The organism is Galactobacter sp. (genome assembly GCF_022712295.1).
GTDB lineage: Bacteria > Actinomycetota > Actinomycetes > Actinomycetales > Micrococcaceae > Galactobacter.
In genome coordinates this window covers 1-5,339 of record NZ_JALAGT010000117.1, presented here as the reverse complement: position 1 = coordinate 5,339, position 5,339 = coordinate 1, and the positions used below count along the sequence as shown (strand labels likewise).

3 protein-coding genes are annotated in these 5,339 nt (G+C 65.0%); 2 read left to right on the top strand and 1 reads right to left on the bottom strand.

The features are described from left to right. Positions 1 to 81: 81 nt before the first annotated feature. A complete protein-coding gene (locus tag Q0A15_RS09010; RefSeq protein WP_291279194.1) occupies positions 82 to 1,428 on the top strand; it encodes an ABC transporter substrate-binding protein in 1,347 nt (448 codons plus the stop codon). Between the two features lie 110 nt (positions 1,429 to 1,538). Continuing rightward, on the top strand, positions 1,539 to 3,602 hold the full coding sequence (locus Q0A15_RS09005; protein ID WP_291279193.1) for a beta-galactosidase: 2,064 nt from the start codon (positions 1,539 to 1,541) through the stop codon (positions 3,600 to 3,602). A gap of 471 nt (positions 3,603 to 4,073) precedes the next feature. Here the strand turns inward: Q0A15_RS09005 and Q0A15_RS09000 are convergent, their stop codons facing one another. After that, positions 4,074 to 5,090: a hypothetical protein gene (locus Q0A15_RS09000; protein ID WP_291279192.1), complete on the bottom strand. Its 1,017-nt coding sequence runs from the start codon at positions 5,088 to 5,090 to the stop codon at positions 4,074 to 4,076. Positions 5,091 to 5,339: the final 249 nt, after the last annotated feature.

Sequence of the window (5,339 nt, the reverse complement as noted above, 5' to 3'; positions counted from 1 at the left end):
CGTCAAGGAATGACTCCCTCACACTTCCATCCCCTGATTTCACTCAAGGGTCACAAGCACCCACCGTCGAAGGAGACGAACATGTTCCGGAACACCAAACGCGGTCGCCTGGCCGTAGGCGCCGCCGTCCTGGCCTCGGCTGCACTGGCTCTCTCGGCCTGTGGCGGCGGCTCGTCCGATGACGACGCTCCGGCCAAGGTGGACAAGGGCGCCGTGGACTCCGCTCTTGAGAAGGGCGGCGAGATCACTGTGTGGGCTTGGGAGCCCACACTGAAGGACGTTGTCCCGGCCTTCGAGAAGAAGTACCCCAACGTCAAGGTGAAGCTGGTCAACGCCGGCACCAACAATGACGAGTACACCGCGCTGCAGAACGCCGTCAAAGCCGGCAAGGGTGTCCCCGACGTGGCCCAGCTGGAGTACTACGCACTGCCCCAGTTCTCGCTTTCCAAGTCGGTCGCTGACCTGACCTCGTACGGTGCCGCAGACCTGGACGGGACGTTCACCCCCGGTCCGTGGAGCTCCGTGAAGGAGGGCAACAAGATCAACGCCCTCCCCATGGATTCCGGTCCCATGGCCCTGTTCTACAACAAGACGATCTTCGACAAGCACAACATCGAGGTCCCCACCACCTGGGACGAATACGTCGAGGCAGGCGAGAAGCTGCACAAGGCCGATCCCAAGGCCTACATCACCAACGACACCGGTGACGCGGGCATGGCCACCTCCCTCATCTGGCAGGCAGGCGGGCAGCCCTACGACGTGGACGGCACCGACGTGAGCGTGGACCTGACCGGGGACAAGGGCACCGAGACCTACGCCAAGACCTGGCAGAAGCTGCTGGACGACGACCTCGTGGCCCCGGTCTCCTCCTGGTCGGACGAGTGGTACAAGGGCCTGGGCGACGGATCCATTGCGACGCTGGCCATCGGCGCCTGGATGCCTGCCAACCTCGAATCCGGTGTGGCAGCTGCAAAGGGAGACTGGCGTGTGGCCCCGCTGCCGCAGTGGGAGGAGGGCGACAACGCCTCCTCCGAGAACGGCGGCAGCTCTCTGGCCGTGACCGATGCCAGTGACAAGAAGGAACTGGCCTACGCCTTCACGAAGTTCGCCACGGTGGACCAGGGCGTGGACATCCGCGTGGACCAGGGAGCCTTCCCCGCCACCACCGCCACGCTCGAGGATGACGCGTTCCTCGGCAAGGAATCCGAGTACTTCGGCGGCCAGAAGATCAACGAGGTCCTGGCCGAGTCCGCCAAGAACGTGCGCACCGGCTGGAAGTACCTCCCCTTCCAGGTCTACGCGAACTCCGTCTTCAACGACACCGTGGGACAGGCCTACTCCGGCAAATCCACCATCGAGGACGGGCTCAAGGCCTGGCAGGAGAAGTCCATCAGCTACGGCGAGGACCAGGGCTTCAACGTCAAGTGACCCCATTTCCAAGGTGCCCGACGGCGGGTGCCGAGCACCCGCCGTCGGGCACCTTGGTGCATTTCCCAGCGCCGCACGCGGCGCCCACCCAATCCATGTGAGAGGTATCCATGACCAGCCCCCGCCCGCACCGTTGGCTGCGGCGAGACGAGAACCTGCGCCGTGCCATCGGTTACGGCGCCGATTACAACCCGGACCAATGGCCTGAGGAGGTGTGGGCCGAGGACATCGAGCTCATGCAGCAGGCAGGGGTCAATATCGTCACGCCCGCGGTGTTCTCCTGGGCTCGGATCCAGCCCGGTCCGGATCAGTGGGATTTCGAGTGGCTGGACAAGGTCATGGACATGCTCCACGCCGGCGGGATCAGCGTCGACCTGGCGACGGCCACCGCCTCTCCGCCGCCGTGGTTGACCACGCTGCACCCGGAGATCCTCCCGGTCAACGAGCGCGGCGAAACGCTCTGGCCCGGTGCCAGGCAGCAGTGGCGAGCCACGTCGGCCGTGTTCCGCGAGTACGCGCTGGCACTCGTGGAGAAGATGGCGCGGCGATACAAGGACCACCCGGCACTGGCGTCGTGGCACGTCTCCAACGAACTGGGTTGCCACAACGCGTTGGACTACTCCGACGAGGCCGCGGCCGGGTTCCGAGAGTGGCTCCAGGAGCGGTACGGGACGGTCTCGGAGCTGAATCGGGCCTGGGGCACCAGTTTCTGGTCGCAGCGCTACACCGAGTGGGAGCAGGTGCTACCGCCGCGGATCGCGCCGTCCTACCCGAACCCCACGCAGCAGCTTGATTTCCGGCGTTTCTCCTCGGACGCACTGAAGGACTATCTCAAGGCCGAGGTAGCCGTGCTGGATACCGTCTCCCCCGACGTGCCCGTCACCACGAACTTCATGGTCATGGGAGAGACGGACGGCGTGGACTACGCCTCGTGGGCCCCTGAGATCGACTTCGTCGCCAACGACCACTACCGCCAGGCCTGTGAGCGGCCCGACGACGAATTGTCCTTCTCCGCCTCCCTCACCTCCGGCATCGCAGGGCACCGGCCGTGGTACCTCATGGAGCACGCGACCTCCGCGGTGAACTGGCAGGACATCAACCTCACCAAGTCCACGGCGGTCATGATTCATGACGCGCTGAGCCACGTCTCCCACGGCGCGGACTCCGTCGCCTTCTTCCAGTGGCGGGCCTCGGCTGCCGGCGCCGAGAAGTACCACTCCGGCATGGTTCCGCACGCCGGGGCGGACTCCACGCTCTTCCGTGGGGTGTGTGAACTCGGCGCGGTGCTTCAGGCGCTCTCCCCTGTCACCGGTTCCTTGAAAAAGCGGGCGCAGGTCGCGCTGGTGTTCGATTACCACTCCTGGTGGGCCTCCGAGTTGGATTCCCATCCCTCTGCCTCGTTCCGGTACCGGCAGGAGGCCCTTGATTGGTACTCCGCCCTGCTCGAGGCCGGGATCGCGGCCGACGTGGTGCCGGCGGGGACCCCGCTCTCCGGCTATCGGGCCGTCATCACGCCAGGTCTCTACATCGTCGACGAGGCCATCAAGGCGCAGTTGAGCGAGTATGTCTCCGACGGCGGCCACCTGATCTCCACGAACTTCTCCGGCATCGCGGACCAGAACGATCACATCTACCTGGGCCGATACCCAGGCGCGTTGCGTGAGTTGTTGGGGATTCGCGTCGAGGAGTTCTCTCCGCTACCCGAGGGAGCATCGGTGGCGTTGTCCAACGGCTCGTCCGGAACCCTCTGGAGTGAGCCGGTCACCATCACCGACTCCGGCGTGGAGACCCTGGTCTCCTACGCCTCCGGGCCGTTCAGTGGCGGGCCGGCGATCACCCGCAGGACGGCCGCGGTCGTCACCGGTTCACGCCCCGGTTCCGCTACCTACGTGTCCACCCGGCTGGGGATCGACGGCGTCAACGCCGTGCTCCCGGTGCTGCTCACCGAGGCAGGAGTGGAACGTGAGATGCCCCTTGGTGTCGCAGGCCAGGTGGAACGCGTGCTCCGCACCGATGGCGTGCACAACTTCGTGTTCCTGCTCAACCGCACCGATCGGCGCGTGGACGTGCCGGACCAGCCGGGGACGGTGCTCTACGGCGTCCGCGGTGACGAGCCCGCCTCGTTGGTCTTGGAAGGCCACGGCGTGGCGGTGCTGCAGCGTGCGGCTCTCTGAACCATCCCCTTCCCTCCCCAGGTTTTCCGTCACTGCCTCCTGGATTCTCTAGGCGGTGATGACGGAATGTCTGGGATGGGACCAGCGGTCTTCCTCAAAGCCCCATCACCCTTCCGACATCCCATCACAGTCCAGGCCTTCCGTCACCGCTGACGGAGTCCGCGGCCATCTCCGCTCCTCCCCAGGCTTTCCGTCATGGCCGAGGGATCCCATCACCGACTCCCACATCCGACCACCCCACCGAAACCTTCCCCAGGCTTTCCGTCACCGCCTCCTACTTTCTCTAAGAGGTGCTGACGGAAAGCCTGGGTTGGGTGATCGTGCAAGGACGAGGGGAAGCAGTCGGGCGAGGACGAGGGGGAGCGGTCAGGCGGCCCTGAGCGCGATGCGGGTGAACAACGACCGGGTGGCCTCCATGCGGACGACGCATAAGGTTAGCCCAGATGACGCGACTTCACGTTTGTTATGCGGTCACCATGGACGGTTCGCAAGCGATGGCTTGAAGCCGGCGGCCAGCAGGATTGCGCGTAGGCGCTGCGGGTTCATGATTTCCTCCCACCCCCAGTGCAGTACGTCATCGCACACCGTGCGTAGATCCCGATCGCGGTTCAGACGTGCCTTGTACCGGCGGATACGTTCAGCGTCGTCTGCAACATCATCGCCGAACATCTTGATGAGCCCATCCGACTCCCCTCCGGTGTTCTCCTTCTCGAAGAAGAAGTCCGTGAAGTAATGAGCTCTGCCGATCCAGAACTCCTTCTGCTGCACCGGACGCGGGAAACCTAGGTCCGCGATCACGAACTTGCTGAACGATTCGGACACGGCCTCGCTCTGGTTCGTAGCCAAATCCAGTATGCCGGCGGCTCTCTTGCGACGAGTTCCGACTCGATGCTCCCCCACCTGTGCCAGCAGGACCTCTTTCCACGTATCCCATTCGGCCCCACCGGCCATGCACAGACCATCGGCGACCGCCATGGCTCGTCGACCGTCTCGGCCGACCAGCATCTCGAACGCACTGTCGCGCGCCATGAGGAAGGCTGCGCTCCCCCGTTGTCCAGGCTCCCCGTGTTCCGGGTGCACATGGCGCTTGGGTCGGGCTGGCGGGAGCGTGCGGGCCCTCTGCTGGTGCGGCCAATTCCCGTAGACCGTCCACACGAACGGAAGGCTCCCGGCGTGGCTGTGATCGCTGGTCAGGAAGGTGACTTCGTCAGGAGTGGCGGTCCAGAACCCTGCCAAGCGCAGGGCGGTCTCGCCGCAGAACACGCGGTCAGGATTGGCGAGCAAAGCGGCCACCAGCGTCATCCACCACCGGCCGTCATACCCGGCTCTGACCCAGTCAGCGGTCCGCACGTAGTAGCGCGGCGCAATCTTGACCAGCTCGCCCTTGCGATAGGCGCGTCCGAGCCAGCTCTGGCCGTTCCCCCGAATAACCTGTGCTGCTGCCAGAATGAACGGATCCGACTTCTCCGCTGTCGCTGTGTTCCTCATGCGTTCAAGGATGAGGCTGATCCGCACCATCTGGTGGTACGAATTCGGGAACTGTGGATGACTCGCCGCCCGAACGCCAACGCAGTCGCCCGGCGCCCCCTGTTCTTCCAGACCCCGGTCACGCCCGGCAGCCGCAGCATGCCCCACGAACCCCACCATCTCCCCCAGGCTTTCCGTCAGTGCCTCCTGGTTCCTCTAGGGGGCTGTGACGGAAAGCCTAAGGAGGGTCGGGATCAGGCGCCCAGGAAT